This window comes from Herbaspirillum frisingense GSF30, assembly GCF_000300975.2.
GTDB classification, from domain to species: Bacteria; Pseudomonadota; Gammaproteobacteria; order Burkholderiales; family Burkholderiaceae_D; genus Herbaspirillum; species Herbaspirillum frisingense.
On the sequence record NZ_AEEC02000002.1, the window covers coordinates 58,657 to 77,576 of the forward strand.

The following is an 18,920-nucleotide window of genomic DNA, read 5'->3' on the forward strand; positions in this document are numbered from 1 at the left end:
CAAAAGCGACAGGGGGAAGGGATGAGGGGATGGACGATGCAGACGGAGGCCGGCGATGAATAAATCCGTGCTGGATTTTTTGATGCCGCAATGGAATGGCGCGGTCGATGGCGGCCTGCAGCTCGTGGTGGCGCTGCTATTGCTGGCGCTGGCGATCGGGCTGCCGCTACTGCTGGCGCGCAGCGCCCGCCCGGCGCAATGGGAGGCCCGCCTGGGCGTACTCACCGGCGAGCGCCACGCCCTGCCTGCACCCACCACCCCGGAAGAATTGAGCCAGGCCGTCGCGACCGCGCCGGAACGCTGGGCGCAGGTCGCGCCTGGCATGGTGTTGATGCTGGGCCTGCTCGGCAGCTTCATCGGCCTGGGCCTGGCCCTGGGCGATACGGCTGCGGTACTCGGCCCGCAACAGGCGCCGGGCGCGCTGGCAGCGGTCATCGATGCGCTGGGCGCCAAGTTCAGGATGGCCACCTGGGGCATCCTGGCCTACCTGATCCTGAAGATCTGCATCACCCTCAGCGCGCGCGAACAGGCGCGCCTGGCTTGGAGCGTAAGCACCCTCAGGCGGCTAGATACCGAACAGGCACACGCCCGCGCGCAACTGGAGGCGCAAGACCGGCAGCGCCTGATCGACGCCATCACGCACAGCGGCAACGCGCTGCTGGCGGCACAACAGGCCGAAGCGCAACGCGCCCACCTGCGCCATGCCGAGTTGATAGACGCCCTGCAGCGGCAGACTGCACGCTCTTCCTGACCTGAGGCAGCGATGAAACAGGCAGACAACGAATGGGTGGTCGCCACCGGCCTGATGGCCGCCCTGGCGGCGGTGCTGGTGGTGCTGCTGGCCGTGCATCGCGCAGGCGGGACCGAGGCTGCACAGGCCGCCCTTGCGCAGCAGCGTACAGCGCAGAGCGTGCCGCCTGCCACGGCAATGGTGCCGGCTGCGGCACCATTGCCGACGCCGGCATCACCGCCAGCGTCTACACCAGCAACTACGCCAGCACCGACACCGACCCCACCCCAGCCCACACCCTCGACGGCACCAGCGCCGGCGCAGCCGACAACGACGCCGGCTGCATCGCGTGCCGACACGCCCACGGCGGCTCAGGAACAGCGGGAACAGGATCAGCGGGAGCAAGGCGTGACCGGCGTATTGCGACAGGTGCAGAACGTATTTGCGCAGCAGGGCGCTTCCCGATTGGTTGCCATCGATACCGAGGCGGGCACGATCACCCTGAAGGAAGGCGCCTTCCGCCGCGGCAGCGCCTGCGTGGAACCGGAAGCCCGGGCCGCCTTTGCACAGGTGGAGCAACGCATCGCTGATTACCTGAAGCAAAACCCGGCCGGCCGCATCTATGTGGAAGGCCATACCGATGACAAGCCGGTCAAGGCGCCGGTGACGGATGTCCGCGCTTACTGCACCGTCTATGACGACAACATCACCCTCTCCGCCGCCCGTGCGCGCGAAGCGCGACTGCTGCTGATCGGACGTAGCGCGCCGGAAGCCGCGCGCAGGGTGATCGTGGCGGGGTATGGGGATTCGCAGCCTTTACCGGGGCTGGCTGCCAGTGATGAGCGGAATCGGCGGGTGGAGGTGAGGTTTGTGAATGGGGGGCAGAGGTAGTCCCAAACAGCAATTTGAAGTTGGCAGAAGATCTGATTCGAAGTCTGGTCAATCTTCAACAGGATTAATCCGAAGTTATTCGAATTACCAATACATCAATCATTTTGTTTTTGGGGGCGACGTGGAGCAAAGGCATTTCAAACGTGCTGCGGTGGATGTCGGAGTGAATGGAGACAATGACACACTGCCGTTTGATTTAGACATCCGATTCGTCAAAGAGCGCCAAGATTTGCTTGCGGAGCTTGCGAACAAGTGTTTTTCCTCCTTGGAGTCAATGAACAAGGATGCTGTGCGTCATACGGTCAATTCTCTGGAAGTTTTCTCCGAAAGACTGCTCACCCCAGCGGGGCCAGCTGGTTTCAGAATCACCACCAAAATCCATCCGTTTTGGAATGTTTATATAAATGGGTTGGCCGTTGCCATTGCGGAAAAACTCGAGCCCTCCAGAAGTCCGCGCGCGCACTCATACCGCTTCGTTGGAGATGGGGCGAAGTTATTTGATTTGCGTCGTTCTTGGCGTGCATTCCGGGAGGCATGTGTTGCCGAATGTGAGGCGTCATCAGGAGAGCTTTACGTTGTGCAGACGGACATCTCGAGTTTCTACGAGCATATTTATCATCATCGGATTGAAGGGTTTCTCAACGGGTTATTTCCGGAGACCCCTAAATTAGCAATTCAATTAGATCGATTCTTGAGCAAGCTGGCTTCTGGACGCTCATTTGGCCTGCCTGTAGGGGGGCAATGCTCACGTGTGCTCGCAGAGCTTGTCATGCAAGTTGTGGACACGGCATTGACTGATCATGGAATTAAATGGCACCGATATGTCGACGACTTTGTTCTGATTACGGCAAGCCAAGCGGAGGCGTATCAAGCCGTGGCGACATTGTCCAATGTCCTGGCAGATTTAGGGCTCTCACTGAATAAATCAAAAACCACGATTCTTTCGGGGCGCCATTTTATTGATTATGTGCGCACCCAATTGGGCAGCGATGAAGATTCCGCGACGATCAGCCTCAAAGAGATAGACCTTCGCTTCGATCCATACTCTGACACGGCTTTGGAAGACTATACGGCGTTGCGTGGTTTGGTCGAGCACATTGATTTGCAAAAAATGCTCAAGTTGGAGCTTGAGAAATCGGTGCCTGACACCTTTTTGGTGGCACAAATTGGTCGAACATTGCGATACCAGGAGCCTGCAATCGCGTTGAAGTTGGTGGAAGCTTTGCTGGCCCCTGCAAACCTTCATGCTTTTCGCGCTTCGTGGTCAACCATCATGCGTGGAATTGCGGCAGTCAGAGATGACGAGCAATTCGAGACTATCTTTGAAGGGATCGATAGTCTCTTGGATGAGGTCGCAATCCACTCATCGCATCTTCTGACGGTTGATACCAGCTGCCTGCATTATTTGAGAGCTCTTCGTTATCGTAAAACAGAGAAAAGGGCGCAGTTTGTCTCGTCACTTTATAGGTCGACGCAATCCGTGATAATCAAGCGTGCCTGTATAGATTGCTGGCGGATTTGGAAAGATTTTGCTGCCTTTATGCAGGTGAGAAACAGGTGGCAAATCATTTCTCCGGAAGAGCAAAGAATGTTGTGGCTTTGCTCCAAGAGTTTTGATGACGACGGAAAAAATTTCCGATCTCAAGAGAAGCGAAGCGCTTTACGTTATTGGGCATTGGGCATGACGGTAAATCATGAGCAAGAATTTGCTGAAGCTTTTATCGATTGGGCTCAATCGTGGTCATGAGAGTGAATGCATTTCAGCGCGATCCGAGAACGGTTGCGCGCGAGATTCCAGGTCTTTTTGAGGCAGTTTTTCCGCAATTGTCCTCAAGCGTCGTCATGCATTTAAATCGCATGTCTATCGCCATTGATGAGTTTGAGCCAGTGAGTCATGTTGACGTTATCTGTAGCTCCATTCCACAGCCGATGCTCTTCGAGATTGCGCAGGTGCTTGTTGAGCAGCGGCTGAATGGGGCGGAAAATATTCAAGATGCGTTGTTGGCGGCGTACTCAAGGCAGAGTCGTTATTTCGACGCCCGACTCGTTGAGCGCTTGAGCAGTGTGGCGGAGCGAGTGATCATGAGTGTCGCAGGAAACTTACATCGCATGCTCACTAAGGTCATCTCGGATGAGGGGGGAAGTGCTTCGTTGGAGGTCGCGCCCGTGATACCAGGATTTCAGTGGCTCGCGTCGGGAAAGGGGGATTTCGCGGTGGAGCGGACACTCATTGAGGTGAAATGCGCCAACAAATCATTCTCCTCCGCAGATTACCGTCAGATCATCGTGTACTGGGTACTCAGCTATATTAATTCACTAGAAGGGGGAGGACGAGAGTGGTCTCGGCTAGTGTTATTGAATCCACGACTGAACAAAATGGTGAGACTACGAGTGAAGGACATCCTTGAGTTGACCAGTGCGGGGCGTTCAAAAATTGAGATCGTGGAAATGTTTACGCATTTAATCGCCAAAGAGCATGCTTGATACTACTCAGGAGTGACAGGAACTCAATTCATCTCCTTCAGAATCTGTAGGCCATTTACCTTGTACCCATTGTGGTCTGCGCCTGCGAGATACATGATCAATTCGTGTTTTGGCTCCACGGCAGATTGATTCCATGAACTACTAAATTTGAATCGGTGCCTGGGGCATCATCAATTTCTTCTCCCCAAATTCCAGCGACAAACAGGGCTTGTAATTGACAAAATCGTGCTTAGCCGGCCCTCTTTTCTTTAATCGAAGTGGGCCATTTGGAAAGGGAATAAGCAATGCGAATTCTTAGTGGCCGTTTTGACGAACTTGCTGAGCAGCTTAAACACCTGGAAAGTACCCAGACAAAAAGATATAGCGAATATTCGGGTAACTATCGACATATTGAGCAAGATTTGATGCTCAATTGGAGTGTCAAGGTCAGAAATTTGCTATCAAAAGCCTGTGGCAAAGATTCAGAGCATTACGTGTCATTTTGTCTCGCGGAAGAGCCGCAGTCTTACGAGGATAACGTCGATCGCCTGAATCGTATGAAAGCAGTGTTTTTGGCAGCACAAGAAGATTTTAATGGAGGGTTCCTCAATTCCGTCCATAATCTAATTCAAGCTGAACTGGCAGATGATGAGCTTGATCAGGCGAGAGTACTAATTGATGCAGGCTATATAGCGGCAGCAGCAGTTGTAGCTGGCGTCGTGCTCGAGACAACTCTAAGAACACTTAGCATCCGACGTGGAATACCCATCGGCAGTATAGATAAAATGAACGCCGACCTCGCGAAGGCTGGTCAGTACAATACGCTCGTGCAAAAGCGTGTTACTGCGCTTGCGGCCGTGCGTAATAGCGCAGCCCATGGAAAATCGCAAGAATATAGTGTCGAAGATGTGGCGGCCTTCATCACCGAAGTCGAAAGGTTTGTTGAAGTTCAGTTGTCCTAATTAGGCCTGATAACCGAGACACAGTCGCTTGATATGTGAGTTATCTAATTCTTATTAGATGCGTTTTTTAGAGTGATGTTCGATGGGGGGAGCGTGAGAATTTACCACTACACCAAGGCCGCAACGCTTCCACTAATTTTGCGGAACAAGAAAATTCGCTTTACTCGTGCAGACTGCCTTGACGACACTCGCGAGGTCCCATTTACTAATGCACATATAGATCCAAAGAACTTCTTCATAAGCTCTTGGACGTTACAAGGGCGTGAGCAATCTGGGCAGTGGCACCGATATGGTGACCAAAGTGCCGGAGTACGAATTAGTTTTCAGGGATCTCCGTTTCGATGGTCGAATTTGAACATTGATATTTCTCGTCCGGTCTCTCCTGCAGCCTCTCTTACCCATAAAACGGTAGGGCTGCGTATTGACAATGTAGAGGCGCCCTACCGTTCCGAGGAGGTTTTTGGTGAGGGATACTTGTTACTGCCTGATACTGCGGATTTACGTCGAGAATTCGGCGATAGAGTGACCTACGTTAATGATCCGATTCGGGAAGCTGGTAAGTTTTTTGAAATTGCGGATGCGACCACAACAACGTATGGTCGCGGATCTAACTTGGCGCGCATAAAGGGCAATGCTTGGGCCGATCAAGAGGAGTATCGATACGTACTCTTTGCGAAGAATGGACCTCAATTACGCTACTCAGCGTCTTCCTCTGGATACATTGACGCGATGTTGGACATGCTTGAGGCTGAGTATTTTGGCGACGGGGTTAGGCTTTCCCCAAAACCGACTTTCATTGATCTACCTTTGGATGAGATGGCTTTGGGATCGCTGATTGTCACAATGGGAGCAAAAATTTCTGATGAGAATCGAGAGTTGGTCCTTAACGCATTGAGGCAGTTTGCGCCAACCGCAATTTCAGAGCTGAGTACTTTGACTGTTCGATAATTGTCACGAAAGAACCAAGGGAAGACATAGCTAGCGTGTGCTCGCAACGCTTTGTTCAACCAGATGGGGGCATAACGACGTTGTGGTGTTTGGACATAGCTTTTTACCTCAAAAGCTCTTACTAGGAATTTGCTAATGTTGGAAGTTTTGCTCAGAACTCACAGAGATCCTGATGATATTGATTTTGAGTCAATTTGGGAAAATGGATTGTTTATTTTTGACTCAAATGTGCTTTTGGATCTTTATCGGCTTCCCGAACCTGCTAGCAATGACCTTATTGGTGTATTACGAGATGAGCATTTGCGTCAGCGAATTTGGATAGGATTTCAAGTCATTGTTGAGTTTTTAAATAATCGTCATGAGGCGATTAGTGACCAGAAAAATAAATTTAACACTGTAAGGGTGCTTCTCGAAGAAGCAAGCAGTCAATATGACGAAGTATTTGAGAAGCTGACAGTTGAGCTTGGAAAGCTAAAACTTAAGCAAAGGCATTCGCTAATTGATCCAGATAAATTTCTCACATCAGAAAATATTTCTGAAGGGAAGGCTGTGATCGACAATTTTCTTAATGAGCTCGCTGTATTGGAGAGTAAGCAGTCCGATGTCAATGATCGTGATCAGATCAAGGACATCGTTCTAGAGATTTTCACTGAGAAAGTTGGAGAGGGATTTAGTAAGAAAGAACTTGATGAGATCTATAAGAGTGGCGAAAGACGCTATGAGAATAATGTTCCACCTGGTTATAAGGATAAGTCAAAGCACGGATCTTACGAGGTAGGCGATAGAGAATTGGTTAGAAAATTCGGTGATCTAATTCTATGGAAGGAGATAATAAGAAAGGTGAAAATAGATCAAGTCGCTACCGTTGTCCTCGTTACTGGAGACATTAAAGAAGATTGGTGGCTCGAGAAGCGTGGAAAAAAGCTAGGCCCTCGTAAGGAATTATTGAACGAAATTTACACGGAGGCGCCTTGCGTACAGACTTTCTATATGTACGACACTGCTAGCTTTCTTAAACATGCGAAGTCCCGCTTGAACGCCAATGTGAGGGATTCATCAATAAGCCAAGCTAAGGATCTTATTGCAAAAAGTCGCAAAAGCCGGGTTGTTGCAGAAGAAGGATATGTCTACTTATCAGAGCTAATTAAGACAGTAGCTGCTTCTTGGCCTAAATTGCGGATTGGCATCGGAAGATCGGTCTATAGCTTATCGCCAGCCAATCTTGACGCTACTGTAATGAAGCGATGCCTTGACGAAATCTTTAGCAACGCACTTACTCATGGCATTCATGAATACGTTGGAGTGCAGGCAAAAGTTCGAGCAGATTCACTGGTGCTGAGGTTCAAAAATAAAGTGGAACTTAAGTCAACCTCTGGTTTGGATAGTTCAGGCGATTCGGAATCGACTTTGCATCGCTCATTGGGCCTATCTTATGTGCATGAGTTGATGTCAAAAGAAGGTGTTTTGGTTAATACCGTCTTGGCAGGGAAAAACTTTGCCCTCGAATTGCACATTCCAAAAGAAAAATTTTATCGAGAGCAGACGTCAGATTTTGAATAAGTCTTGCGCTGGGGTAGGACTTTAGGCGGGAATAGACCGGAGCCAAGGATTTTCAGTCCCGGAAATGAAAAACGCCAACCGGTGAGGGCTGGCGTTTTTTCTTGAAACATTCTTGGTGGCCCGGGGCGGAATCGAACCACCGACACAAGGATTTTCAATCCTCTGCTCTACCAACTGAGCTACCAGGCCAAGACGGACAAGTATAGCGGCTTTGAAGAAATATGCAAGTCCTTTTTGAAAAATAGTTTCCGCCACCCCGTTTATAATCGCCGGCATGAATACCAATTCACATTCCCCATCTTCCTCGCCGGCCGCGGCTGGCACTGATATCTGCATCGTCGGCGACGGCGCGGTCGGCAAGACGGCGGCGCTGGGGCTGGCGCAGGCCGGCTTCAAGGTGACCCTGCTGGCGCCACCGCCCAAGTCCGCGGCACCCGACCCGGCCAGCTGGGACGTGCGGGTCTATGCGCTGAACCATACCGCGCATCGGCTGCTGTCCTCGGTCCGCGTCTGGGATGCCATGGATGCCGCGCGCATCGCGCCGGTGGATAACATGACCGTCCACGGCGACGGCCTGCCGGAAAAGGCGCAGCCCGGCCTGCTCAGTTTCGATGCCTACGCTGCCCGCACCGATGCCTTGGCCTGGATCATTGAAGACCGCAATCTCGACCAGGCGCTGGACGCCGCCCTGCGTTTTGCGCCCAATGTGCGCCTGCTGCAGGGCCGCGCCACGGCGCTGGCGGTCAGCGGCGAGACTGCCACGCTGACGCTGGAATCCGGCCAGGCCCTGTCCGCTTCGCTGGTGGTGGGGGCCGATGGCGCCAACTCCTGGGTGCGCGGGCAGTGCGATATCGGGCTGGATTACCGCTCCTATGGCCAGAACGCCATCGTCACCAATTTCACCTGCGAGCTGCCGCATCGCGGCGTGGCCTATCAATGGTTCAGTCCGACCGAGGGCGTGATCGCGTTGCTGCCGCTGCCGGGTAACCGCGTCTCGCTGGTGTGGTCTGCGCCGCAGGCGCTGGCCGAGCAGCTGCTGCGCCTGCCGTTGTCGGCGCTGGCCGAGCGGCTGGCGCAGTGGGCCGCGCCGGTGCTGGGCGCGCTCACGCCGCTGCAGCCGGAAGTGGCCAAGGCTTTCCCGCTGCGCCTGATCAAGCCGCATGCGATGATTGCGCCGCGTGTGGCGCTGATCGGCGATGCCGCCCATGTGGTCCATCCGATGGCCGGGCATGGCATGAACCTGGGCTTCGGCGATGTGGCCGCGCTGATCGATATCCTGCTCAAGCGCGAGCCCCAGTACGATTGCGGTGACGACCGCGTGCTGCGTCGCTATGCCCGCGCCCGCAAGGAAGAAGTATTGCTGATGCAGATCGCCACCGATGGTCTGCATCGGCTCTTCTCCACCGAGGCCGAGCCGGTGCGCCTGGTGCGCAATATCGGCATGAGCCTGGTGAACCGTCTGCCGCTGCTCAAACGCCGGCTGATTGCCCACGCGTTGGGACAGTGAAGCGCGGCGATTTCAGGTAAGGTAGTGGCCTTTGGCGAGACAGCAGGCTTGGTTGGGCCTGCCGTTGCCGGAAAAACTTCCCCGCGATTTTTTTTGAGAGACATCTGCAACCCCAGTCTTTGCAAGGCTTTGCGGCCGATGCGTCAAGGATTGGGTGTGCGTTTGATTTGAATCAGGACGAGTATGAAAAAATTTCTGACCGCCGGTGCGAGCCCATTGCGCCATCTGAGCATGGCCGCATTGCTGCTGGTTTCCACCGTCGTCGGCGTGAGCGCCCATGCGCAGGCCGAGGCGGCTGACAGCACCGAGGCCACCATCAAGAAGCTCATCGAGCCGCGCCTGGGCAAGGATGCCAAGGTCGATGCGGTGACCAAGACGCCGTATTCCGGCCTCTATGAAATCCAGATCGATGGCGACGTGATCTACACCGATGCCAAGGCCCAGTACCTGTTCATCGGCCGCGTGGTGGATGCGCAGAGCTACCGCGACTACACCAAGGAAAAGATCGATTCGCTGAACCAGGTGCCGTTCTCGGGCCTGCCGCTGGACAAGGCGATCAAGACCGTCAAGGGCAATGGCAAGCGCGTCATCGCCATCTTCGAAGATCCCAACTGCATCTACTGCAAGCGCCTGCACAAGACCCTGCAGGAAGTGGACAACATCACCTACTACACCTTCCAGTACAACATCCTTTCGCCGGATTCCATCGTGAAGTCGCGCAACATCTGGTGCGCGCCCAATCCGAGCAAGGCCTGGAACGAGTGGATGGTCAACGGCAAGGAAGCTCCTGCAGCGGCGGCCTCCTGCAATGCGCCGCATGAGGATGTACTGGCACTGGGCAAGAAGCTCAAGGTGACCGGCACGCCGACCATCTTCTTCACCGACGGTTCGCGCATTCCTGGCGCGGTCGATGCCAAGGGCCTGGAACAGAAACTGTCTTCGCTGAAATAAGTCCAGGACGCACGGGAGCGCCTCGCAGGTTGGGGCGCTCCTGTTGCGTTGTGGTTCAGCGCATCAGGCTCATTTCCCCGTATGCAGTTCCATCATGGCGGCCTCGAACTTGCCCTGCACCAGCAGGGGGATGACGTTGAGGCTCTTGTCCAGGGCGTCGTTGATGAGCGCCTGTTCTTCCTTGCGCGGCCGGTGCAGCACGAAGTCTGCGACCGGCTGTTGCAGTCCCAGCGTGCGCGGATGACCGATGCCCAGGCGCAGGCGCCAGTAGTCCTGGGTGCCCAGTGCGGCGGTGATGTCCTTCAAGCCATTGTGGCCGCCGGAAGAACCGCCTTTCTTGATCTTGGCCGCGCCCGGTGGCAAGTCCAGTTCGTCATGCACCACCAGCACTTCGTCCGGATTGATCTTGTAGAAGCGCGCCAGCGCGCCGACCGATTGGCCGGAGCGGTTCATGTAGGTCTGCGGTTCCAGCAACCACACCTCATTGCCGGCGATGCTGGTCTTGCCGGCCAGGGCGTTGAAGCGCTGCTCGCGGCTCAGGCGCACCGGTCCGGCGAGGTTGTCGACCAGCCAGAAGCCGGCGTTGTGGCGGGTTTGTTCGTATTCCGGGCCGGGGTTGCCGAGACCGACGATGAGACGGATGGACATGTTGCAAGAAATGAGGGGCTGCACGAGGCGGAAGCGCCGATTATCCCGGCTTTGGCCGCCGCCGTCCAATCCCCCATGGCCCGGATGCGCCCGCGCCGCCTGCCTTCCCGTGCAATCAGGCAATGTCAAGATTGGCGCGGGTGGCTGAATTGCGTATCATCCAACGCTTGTTTTCTTCACCGCATAACTGCTTAATTGCTTAACTGTTGACTGGGTTTCACCATGCTGCCTTCTATCGAACAACGACTCGCCCTTGAACTTGCCGCCAAGCCGGTTCAGGTCGCTGCCGCCATCGCCTTGCTGGACGAAGGTGCCACCGTCCCCTTCATCGCCCGCTACCGCAAGGAAGTCACCGGCGGCCTGGACGACATCCAGCTGCGCCTGCTGGAAGAGCGCCTGCGTTACCTGCGCGAGCTGGAAAGCCGCCGCGCCGCGATCATCGCGTCCATCGAAGAGCAGGGCAAGATGACGCCGGTGCTGCTGGACGCCATCACCCACGCGGAAGACAAGACCCGCCTGGAAGATCTCTACCTGCCCTACAAGCCCAAGCGTCGCACCAAGGCCCAGATCGCCGCCGAAGCCGGCCTGACCGAACTGGCCGATGCGCTCCTGAACGACCCGAGCCTGAACCCGGAAGAGGAAGCCGCCAAATACATCAAGGCCGCCTTCACCACCGACAACGGCGACAATCCGGGCGTGCCCGATACCAAGGCTGCGCTCGATGGCGCGCGCCAGATCCTCATGGAGCGTTTCTCGGAAGACGCCGAGCTGCTGCAGAGCCTGCGTGAGTACATCACCGAGCACGGCGTGGTCGAATCCAAGGTGATCGATGGCAAGCAGGACGCCGGCGAAAAATTCGCCGACTACTTCGATTACTCCGAGACCTATTCCACCATCCCTTCGCACCGTGCGCTGGCGCTGTTCCGTGGTCGCCGCGAAGAGATGCTCAACGTCGTCTTGCGTCTGGATAGCGAAGAGGAAAAGCCGAAGTGGGATGCGCCTCATAATCCTTGCGAAGGTCGTATCGCCTCGCGTTTCGGCGTCTCCAACAAGGGCCGCGCCGCTGACAAGTGGTTGTCCGACACCGTGCGCTGGGCCTGGCGCGTGAAGGTCTTCATGCACCTGGAAACGGAGCTCATGACCAACCTGCGCGAGAAGGCCGAGGCCGAGGCCATCAACGTCTTCGCCCGCAACCTGAAGGACCTGCTGCTGGCCGCGCCTGCCGGCCCGCGTGCCACCATGGGCCTGGACCCGGGGCTGCGCACCGGCGTCAAGGTCGCCATCGTCGATGCTACCGGCAAGGTGGTCGCCACCGATACCATCTATCCGCACCAGCCGCGCAATGACTGGAATGGCTCACTGCATTCGCTCTCGCAACTGGCCGAGAAGCACAATGTCTCGCTGATCTCGATCGGCAACGGTACCGCCTCGCGTGAAACCGACAAGCTGGCACAGGATCTGATCAAGCTGCGTCCCGAACTGAAGCTGACCAAGATCGTGGTGTCCGAAGCGGGTGCGTCGGTGTATTCCGCCTCGGAATTCGCTTCCAAGGAATTGCCGGATCTGGATGTGTCGCTGCGTGGCGCAGTCTCGATTGCACGTCGTCTGCAGGACCCGCTGGCCGAGCTGGTCAAGATCGATCCCAAGTCCATCGGCGTGGGTCAGTACCAGCACGACGTGAGCCAGTCGCAGCTGGCGCGCTCGCTGGATGCCGTCGTGGAGGATTGCGTGAACGCCGTTGGCGTGGATGTGAACACCGCTTCCGCTCCGCTGCTGGCACGCGTGTCGGGTCTGAACGCCAGCGTGGCACAGAGCATCGTGTCGTATCGGGATATGAAGGGGATGTTCAGCTCGCGTGCTGCCTTGCGCGAAGTGCCGCGCCTGGGTGACAAGACCTTTGAACAGGCGGCCGGCTTCCTGCGTGTGATGAATGGCGAGAACCCGCTGGATGCGTCGGCGGTCCACCCGGAATCCTATCCGCTGGTGGAAAAGATCCTGGCCGACATCAAGAAGGATGTGAAGAGCGTGCTGGGCCAGACCTCGCTGTTGAAGGGCCTGACTCCGGCCAAGTATGCCGACGAGAAGTTCGGCGTGCCCACCGTCACCGACATCCTCAAGGAGCTGGACAAGCCCGGCCGCGACCCGCGTCCGGAATTCACCACCGCCACCTTCAAGGAAGGCGTGGAAGAGATCAAGGACCTGCGTCCGGACATGATCCTGGAAGGCGTGGTCACCAACGTGGCGGCCTTCGGCGCCTTCGTCGATATCGGCGTGCACCAGGATGGTCTGGTACACATCTCGGCGCTGTCCAACACCTACGTCAAGGACCCGCACACCGTGGTCAAGGCCGGCCAGGTGGTCAAGGTCAAGGTGCTGGAAGTGGACGAGAAGCGCAAGCGCATCGCCCTGACCATGCGCCTGAACGACACCGCCCCGGCCCCGGGTGCACGCAACGAGCAACGTGGTGACCGCAACGATGCGCGTCGCCTGTCGCAGCACCAGAACCAGCGTGGTCGTGAGCAGGCACCGAGCAACAATGCCATGGCGGCGGCGTTTGCGAAACTGCGCGGTTGATGTGACGCACTAAGTGACGCGCTGATCGCCTTGCCTCGCAAGGCGCGGTAAAAAGGACAGGCTGTTCCTCTCGGAGGAACAGCCTGTTTTTTATGGGCGATCTGGATTGCAGGTTTGCGATCTCCAAGTATTTTTATTTATCGCGCCTAAAGTGCGCTCTCGCGCTAAAGAGTGTCGCGACTTCATTAACATGGCTGCCCTTCCGGTCCTTGCCTGACGATGAACTGAATGTGCCTCACTTGGCCTCGCATCACTTCCCTGTGGACCGGTTACCCCCGATCCGACAAGGAAAGCAGCATGGAAGCAACGAACGCATTTCGACTGGAATATCCCCGGCTCATGAAAGCCTTGCTCGCCCTCATCACGTTCAGCACGGTGACATCGATGGTTGGCTTGATCGGACCTAGGCTTGACCTTCTGGTCTTCATCAATTTTTTGGTGTTGGTCGTGACGCTCGTCGTTCCGTGGTGGCACTATTCCAGCCCCAGTTGCATCGGTGAGGCATTGGTGAAGATACTGAGCGTAGTGCAGGGCATCGCCGGTGCCTGGTATATGGCTGCGTCGCTCGAGCCCATCCTCTTCGGGGTGCCGGGGCCGGGGAAATGGCTGGCGCTGCTGCTTGCGCAACTGTTCAATCTGGCATTTTCCTGGATGTTCTTCAAGGCCGCGACCGTATGCCGCATTGAAAGTGGAGCGCAGGCGACCATGGAATGGCTGAAAGATCTTCCAAAAGACCGATAGACGTAGGTGGCCGGGCTACCTGGAATTGTTTCAGGACCTGGTTCGGGCTGCCCGCTCAACCGGGACGTCCATGTCCTATCCCTATGTCCCTACCTGCCAGCGAACGCGCTGCCACATCATGAAAATCGTAAAACTGAAGTATCCGAGGCTGCTGGGCTTTGTCATTTTGATGCTGGCGTCGCTCGGGTTAGGCTCATTGCTTGCGACACATGGTTTTTCGTTGCTGCTGGTTGTTCTGGCCGGAATGCTGCTGGTGCATTACTCGCGGCCAAGCCTGGTGGGTTGGGTACTTTTCATCTGCTTCATCGTCGCACCGGTGGTGGTCCTCGGCGTCATTGCATTTAGCTTTTTCGAGTTCAGCCGAGCTCTCCGCGGGTTTCGCGATCCTTACGAAATTATCTTCATATGGGCTGCCGCAGCGACCGGCGTGGCAGTGTTGATCGGCTTTGTCACCCAGGTGCTGAGAGTCGGCAATGAGGACGGCCAATGAGCAGTGGAACCGGCGTGCCAGGACTGCCAAAGTGGTTCGCCTAGCGCGCGAAAGGGATTGCGCCGGATTCGGAATCTGCGATTCCACTGTGCGTCCGGAAGAGCAGAGAAAAGGAGGCGGAGGCGTCCATCGGCATATCGCCGCAACGATACTCCGCCCTATCTGCGGTCAGAGTCAGGCAGTCGTACTGATCCGCGTCTGGCTCACCGATACCGAGATACTGACGGTGGTCTCGCTGGCAACTACGGTGCCGCCCTGGCCATCACCGTTGTCAGTGCTGCCTTCACTATCGCCACCATCCTGCTTGCCACCCTTGACCTTGTTGATGAAGTCATTCAGCGACTTCTGCACGAGGTCATAGGTCTTGTCGATGTTGCTGGCGATGTCGCCCTGCAGGACGCTCAGGCTTTCCAGGATGCCACGTGCTTCCTTGAAGCCCTGGTCGACGCCCTTGAAGATCAGGTTCATGTAGTCGTCGATGTTGGCTGCGTCTTCCTTGTCGGGGTTGTTCTGCTTGTAGAGCTCGAACATGTTGGTGATGAAGGAGACGATGCGTCCGGCCGTGCCTTCCGGCGAGTTGTCCTGGGACGCTGCGTTCTGCACGGCGTTGTCGCCCAGCTGCGGGCGCAGGATGTCGTTGATGTTTTCGATGGCGGTCTTGTAGACCAGCGACAGAGGATCGTTGCCGCTCTGCAGTGACACCTCCAGCGAGGACTGGACGATGGACAGGTTGAACTGTGCCTTGGCGCCTGCTTCGGTCAAGAGGTTCGCCTTTCTGGCTTCGGCGATCTTGTCATTGCTGGTGCCGGACGCACTGCCAGACAAAGCGGTGCTGTCGCCGCTGGTGGCGTTGGCGGTGTTGGAGGAAGTGGTGCTGGGCAGCAGGGTTTTGCTGTCCAGGCCGGTGGTGTTGCCGATGGCCATGACGGTCTCCTGTAGAAAAAGGGGATCCGGGCATCAAGGGGGAAGACGGATCCACTGGAAATGATGGTGCGTCGGATGACGAACCACTCCATTCCTGCATAACGGCCCGGTCGTGACGGACTTGATATTGACAAAAATTAACAGGTGTCAGTTTCCTCGTCCGGGTGGTGCCACTTGCTCCGGTGGATTTGTTCGATCTGACGCTAAGCCTTTTCGGTAAAGGCTTTGCGGCGAGCCGATGCGGGTCGATACGGTGGCTCTCACGATAAAAAATTTTTCAGAAAAAATGTAACGAAATGTCCGACCCGTGGTGGCAGGCGGATTTCATTTGCAGCGATGCAATGAAATCACGATGACATGCTGCCAAGGATGAGCTGAGGGAAAACGCAGCGTATCGAAACGCTGCGTTCAGCGACGATGACGATGTAGATATGGATGTGGGTGCGGATGAACTGGAAAGCCTGCTCAGTTCATTCCATGACGAACAGGCGACGATGTTCGCGGATGGCGTAACGGTCGGTCATGCCGGCGATGTAGTCGGCGACCTTTCTTGCCTGCTTGTCCAGCTGCTGGGTGTCATCATGCATTGCCTTGACCTGATAGTCCGGTGGCAGCAGGCTGGGCTGGCCCATGAAGGCGGAAAACATCTCGGCAATGATGCGCCGCGCCTTGGCGGTCATGCGGTTGACCTGATAGTGACGGTAGAGCTTTTCACGCAGGAATTTCTTCAGCACTGCCGCTTCGCCCGCCATGGCATCGGAGAAGGCAATGAGCGGCGGGGCGTTGCGGACATCCTCGATGTCGCGTGGCGCGAGCTCGGCGATGCGCACGCTCGCGGTCTGGATCAGGTCGACGATCAGCGCGTTGATCATGCGGCGGACCGTCTCGTGGATCACGCGGCGACCGGTGATGCCGGGATAGGTCTGTTCGACTTCGCGCAGATGGCGGGCAAAGAAATCCACTTCGCTCATCAGCTCCATGGTCAGCAGGCCCGAACGCAGGCCGTCGTCGATGTCGTGGTTGTTGTAGGCGATCTCGTCGGCCAGGTTGGCCAGCTGTGCTTCCAGCGAGGGCTGTTTCTTTTCCAGGAAGCGTACGCCGATGTCCCCCAGTTGCCGGGCATTGTGCAGCGAGCAGTGCTTGAGGATGCCTTCGCGGGTTTCGAAGGTGAGGTTCAGGCCATCGAAGGCGCCATAGTGCTGCTCCAGCTCATCGACCACGCGCAGGCTCTGCAGGTTGTGCTCGAAGCCGCCGTGCTGCTTCATGCAGTGGTTCAGCTCATCCTGGCCGGCGTGGCCGAACGGCGTGTGGCCCAGGTCGTGGGCCAGGGAGATGGCTTCGACCAGGTCTTCGTTGAGTTGCAGGTTGCGGGCGCAGGAGCGGGCAATCTGCGCGACTTCGATGCTGTGGGTCAGGCGGGTGCGGAACAGGTCGCCTTCGTGATTGACGAAGACCTGGGTCTTGTATTCGAGACGGCGGAAGGCGGTGGAGTGGACGATGCGATCGCGGTCGCGCTGGAATTCGCTGCGCGAGCCGGGCGGGGTTTCACTGAAGCGCCGGCCCCGCGAGCTTGCCGAGTGGGCGGCATAGGGAGCCAGACGGGGGGGCGCTTCAGCGTGCATGCTTACTCTCCGGTGCAGGCCGCCAGGGTTTGCAAGAGCAATTCCTGCGGCACGTTGGTGATCAGGGGGCTGCCCAGCGGTTTGATCAGGATGAACTTGATCTGGCCGCCTTCGTTTTTCTTGTCCACTTCCATCAGTTCCAGCCAGCGTTCGGTACCGAGGCTGGGGGCCACCGTCGGCAGGCCGGCGGCGGCGGTGACTGCCTGGATGCGGTCCCGCGTGCCGGCATCGATATAGCCCAGGCGGTGCGACAGATCGGCCGCCATGACCATGCCGCAACCGACGGCTTCACCGTGCAGCCATTGTCCGTAGCCCAGGCCGTTTTCGATGGCGTGGCCGAAGGTGTGGCCGAAGTTGAGGATGGCGCGCAGGCCACCTTCGCGTTCATCCTGGCGCACCACGTCGGCCTTGATTTCGCAGGAGCGCTGGATGGCGTAGGCCAGGGCAGCATCGTCCTTGGAGACCAGTTGCGCGATATTGGTTTCGATCCAGTCGAAGAAGGGCGCATCGATGATGGCGCCATGCTTGATGACTTCGGCGATGCCGGCGGCCAGTTCGCGTGCGGGCAGGGTATGCAGGGTGGCGGTGTCGGCGATGACGGCCTGTGGCTGGTAGAAGGCGCCGATCATGTTCTTGCCCAGCGGATGGTTGATGCCGGTCTTGCCGCCCACCGAGGAATCGACCTGCGAGAGCAGGGTGGTCGGCACCTGCACGAAGGGTACGCCGCGCATGTAGGATGCGGCGGCAAAGCCGGTCAGGTCGCCAATCACACCGCCGCCCAGGGCGACCAGGGTGGTCTTGCGATCACACTTGTCGGCCAGCAGGCGGTCGAAGATTTTCATCAGGCTGGCCCAGTTCTTTTCTTCCTCGCCGTCGGGCAGCACGATTTCGCTGACCTGTTTGCCGGCAGCGCGCAGGGCGTTGGCGACCTTGTCCAGGTACAGCGGGCCGACCGTATCGTTGGTGACGATGGCTACGCGCTTGCCCTTGACGTATTGCGGCAGCAGGGACGCATCGTCCAGCAGGCCGCGACCGATGTGGATGGGGTAGCTGCGCTCGCCCAGGTCGACGTTGAGGGTGATCGGGTTGATGGCGGTGGAGGCGGTGTTCTGGTTCATGCGGTGATGGCTGGGTTCGGCGCCGGCAGCGCCATGGAAGGTCTGGGAGAAATGGCTGGTGGCGACCACCGTAGTACCGTCGGCGGTACGGGTGACCAGCGCGCTGCTGCGTTCGATGACGACGGTTTCATCGGCCTGCGTTCCATCAGCCTCCGGCGAGGGCTGCCAGGCACCCTCCTTGGGTGACAGTTCCAGATGGCTGATGATGGTCTGTACCAGGAACTGGACATTGGGCCGGTTGGTCTCGATCACGAAGTCGGCCACCTCGCGGTAGAGCGGGTCACGCTGGCGCGAGAGTTCTTCCAGCTTGCGACGCGGGTCGGCGGTCTGCAGCAGCGGGCGGTTCTTGTCGCGCCCGGTGCGCTGGAGAATCTGGTTGATGCTGGCCCGCAGGTAGACGACGGTGCCGCCCTTCTTGAGGTTTTCACGATTCTCGGCACGCAGGACGGCGCCGCCACCGGTGGCCAGCACGATGTCGGGCTGGGCCGAGAGTTCGCGGATCACCTCCGCTTCGCGGCGGCGGAAGCTTTCCTCGCCCTCGATCTCGAAGATCACCGGGATGGTGGCGCCGGTGCGCGCCTCGATCTCGTGGTCCGAATCGACGAAGCGCTTGTTCAGCTTCTTGGCCAGGGCCCGGCCTATGGTGGTCTTGCCGGCTCCCATCAGGCCGACAAGGAAGATGCTTCCAGTCATATCTAAGAATTCTGCGCTCTGCGCTACTGGCCAATGTCGATGGCGCCGCGCATCTGACGGCACGGTCACCCGCCGCCCGGTGGGCGGTGTCCGGGCCG

The 18,920-nt window shown here is 57.3% G+C and carries 16 protein-coding genes and 1 tRNA gene; 12 read left to right on the forward strand and 5 right to left on the reverse strand.

From position 1 onward, the window contains the following. Positions 1–55: 55 nt before the first annotated feature. The 7 genes from HFRIS_RS01645 (at position 56) to HFRIS_RS01675 (ending at position 7,554) form a co-directional block, all read left to right on the forward strand. Positions 56–751 (forward strand): hypothetical protein, encoded by a 696-nt coding sequence (locus HFRIS_RS01645; protein WP_006461473.1) that lies wholly within the window; start codon positions 56–58, stop codon positions 749–751. Positions 752–763: 12 nt separating this feature from the next. Next, the gene (locus tag HFRIS_RS25775) at positions 764–1,621 is read left to right on the forward strand and encodes an OmpA/MotB family protein (protein ID WP_081626812.1); all 858 of its coding nucleotides are present in this window, start codon (positions 764–766) and stop codon (positions 1,619–1,621) included. Further along, positions 1,605–3,368 carry an RNA-directed DNA polymerase gene (locus HFRIS_RS01655; RefSeq protein WP_081626813.1) on the forward strand — a complete coding sequence of 588 codons (1,764 nt, stop codon included), beginning with the start codon at positions 1,605–1,607 and terminating at the stop codon, positions 3,366–3,368. Before HFRIS_RS25775 ends, HFRIS_RS01655 begins: the two co-directional genes overlap by 17 nt. 2 nt (positions 3,369–3,370) lie before the next feature. After that, the gene (locus tag HFRIS_RS01660) at positions 3,371–4,105 is read left to right on the forward strand and encodes a hypothetical protein (protein WP_152486611.1); all 735 of its coding nucleotides are present in this window, start codon (positions 3,371–3,373) and stop codon (positions 4,103–4,105) included. Positions 4,106–4,389: 284 nt separating this feature from the next. Further along, positions 4,390–5,046: a hypothetical protein gene (locus HFRIS_RS01665; protein WP_006461477.1), complete on the forward strand. Its 657-nt coding sequence runs from the start codon at positions 4,390–4,392 to the stop codon at positions 5,044–5,046. A gap of 351 nt (positions 5,047–5,397) precedes the next feature. Then, positions 5,398–5,994: a hypothetical protein gene (locus HFRIS_RS25125; protein ID WP_152486612.1), complete on the forward strand. Its 597-nt coding sequence runs from the start codon at positions 5,398–5,400 to the stop codon at positions 5,992–5,994. Between the two features lie 135 nt (positions 5,995–6,129). Continuing rightward, positions 6,130–7,554 carry a PIN-like domain-containing protein gene (locus HFRIS_RS01675; protein ID WP_006461479.1) on the forward strand — a complete coding sequence of 475 codons (1,425 nt, stop codon included), beginning with the start codon at positions 6,130–6,132 and terminating at the stop codon, positions 7,552–7,554. Positions 7,555–7,667: 113 nt separating this feature from the next. Here HFRIS_RS01675 and HFRIS_RS01680 read toward each other — a convergent pair. After that, positions 7,668–7,743, reverse strand: a tRNA-Phe gene (locus tag HFRIS_RS01680). 85 nt (positions 7,744–7,828) lie between these two features. Here HFRIS_RS01680 and HFRIS_RS01685 point away from each other — a divergent pair. Together HFRIS_RS01685 and HFRIS_RS01690 are read left to right on the forward strand one after the other, a co-directional pair. Then, positions 7,829–9,061 (forward strand): UbiH/UbiF family hydroxylase, encoded by a 1,233-nt coding sequence (locus HFRIS_RS01685; RefSeq protein ID WP_006461480.1) that lies wholly within the window; start codon positions 7,829–7,831, stop codon positions 9,059–9,061. Positions 9,062–9,244: 183 nt separating this feature from the next. Then, positions 9,245–10,012 carry a DsbC family protein gene (locus HFRIS_RS01690; RefSeq protein WP_006461481.1) on the forward strand — a complete coding sequence of 256 codons (768 nt, stop codon included), beginning with the start codon at positions 9,245–9,247 and terminating at the stop codon, positions 10,010–10,012. 69 nt (positions 10,013–10,081) lie between these two features. Here HFRIS_RS01690 and pth read toward each other — a convergent pair whose 3' ends face one another. Then, a complete protein-coding gene (gene pth / locus HFRIS_RS01695; protein ID WP_006461482.1) occupies positions 10,082–10,660 on the reverse strand; it encodes an aminoacyl-tRNA hydrolase in 579 nt (192 codons plus the stop codon). A 222-nt stretch (positions 10,661–10,882) separates the two neighbouring features. Here pth and HFRIS_RS01700 point away from each other — a divergent pair, with 222 nt between their 5' ends. The 3 genes from HFRIS_RS01700 (at position 10,883) to HFRIS_RS01710 (ending at position 14,465) form a co-directional block, all read left to right on the forward strand. After that, complete coding sequence (locus tag HFRIS_RS01700; protein WP_006461483.1) at positions 10,883–13,234, forward strand: Tex family protein; 2,352 nt, start codon at positions 10,883–10,885, stop codon at positions 13,232–13,234. A 297-nt stretch (positions 13,235–13,531) separates the two neighbouring features. Continuing rightward, positions 13,532–13,975, forward strand: a complete 444-nt coding sequence (locus tag HFRIS_RS01705; RefSeq protein ID WP_006461484.1) for a hypothetical protein — start codon at positions 13,532–13,534, stop codon at positions 13,973–13,975. 70 nt (positions 13,976–14,045) lie between these two features. Then, the gene (locus HFRIS_RS01710) at positions 14,046–14,465 is read left to right on the forward strand and encodes a hypothetical protein (protein ID WP_152486613.1); all 420 of its coding nucleotides are present in this window, start codon (positions 14,046–14,048) and stop codon (positions 14,463–14,465) included. Positions 14,466–14,639: 174 nt separating this feature from the next. On the opposite strand, the gene HFRIS_RS01715 is transcribed toward HFRIS_RS01710, so the two are convergent. The 3 genes from HFRIS_RS01715 to aroKB all read right to left on the reverse strand — a co-directional run bounded on the left by HFRIS_RS01715 (position 14,640) and on the right by aroKB (position 18,822). Beyond that, positions 14,640–15,389 carry a DUF5610 domain-containing protein gene (locus HFRIS_RS01715; RefSeq protein WP_006461486.1) on the reverse strand — a complete coding sequence of 250 codons (750 nt, stop codon included), beginning with the start codon at positions 15,387–15,389 and terminating at the stop codon, positions 14,640–14,642. A gap of 470 nt (positions 15,390–15,859) precedes the next feature. Beyond that, positions 15,860–17,011, reverse strand: coding sequence for a deoxyguanosinetriphosphate triphosphohydrolase (locus tag HFRIS_RS01720; protein ID WP_006461487.1), 1,152 nt, complete (start codon positions 17,009–17,011; stop codon positions 15,860–15,862). 2 nt (positions 17,012–17,013) lie between these two features. Next, positions 17,014–18,822, reverse strand: a complete 1,809-nt coding sequence (gene aroKB, locus HFRIS_RS01725; RefSeq protein WP_006461488.1) for a bifunctional shikimate kinase/3-dehydroquinate synthase AroKB — start codon at positions 18,820–18,822, stop codon at positions 17,014–17,016. Between the last annotated feature and the right edge of the window lie 98 nt (positions 18,823–18,920).